This is a genomic window from Limisphaera ngatamarikiensis (genome assembly GCF_011044775.1).
GTDB lineage: Bacteria > Verrucomicrobiota > Verrucomicrobiia > Limisphaerales > Limisphaeraceae > Limisphaera > Limisphaera ngatamarikiensis.
This window is the reverse complement of the sequence record NZ_JAAKYA010000078.1, coordinates 1-403: the sequence shown is the minus strand read 5'-3', so window position 1 is coordinate 403 and position 403 is coordinate 1. Positions and strand designations below refer to the sequence as shown.

The following is a 403-nucleotide window of genomic DNA, read 5'->3' as shown; positions in this document are numbered from 1 at the left end:
CGGCGGGTGAAGATTTTTTTGGGTTCGGCGTTGAATATCCTCGCGCGCCGTGCCTCAATGAAGCATGCCGACTGTCGCCAAACGCTCACCCAGGATCCGCTTCGAGTTTGTCGCCGCCCGCAAGCAGTCCACCCTGGGCGGATTGCCCGCCTTGGAAGCGCTGGCCCAGCAGTTTGACCTCTGGCAAAAAATCCGCGCCCTGCCCGGACTGGACCCGCGCACCCGCACCTCCCACGGCTACAGCCCCGAGCTGATCGTGGCCCAACTGATCTACTGCTTCTGCTCGGGCGGGGCCAGCCTGGCCGACGCCGAACGGCTCAACCACAAGCCACTGGTGCGCCAGTTGGCCCGCGTCAAAAAGTTCGCCGACCAGACCCAGCTGGGGCAATGGCTGCGCCAACAA

1 protein-coding gene is annotated in these 403 nt (G+C 64.5%); it reads left to right on the top strand.

All coding sequences use genetic code 11. The features are described 5' to 3' along the window. Positions 1–64 precede the first annotated feature (64 nt). Positions 65–403: hypothetical protein (locus tag G4L39_RS11485; RefSeq protein ID WP_165108327.1), on the top strand; the 339-nt coding region annotated here is incomplete at its 3' end.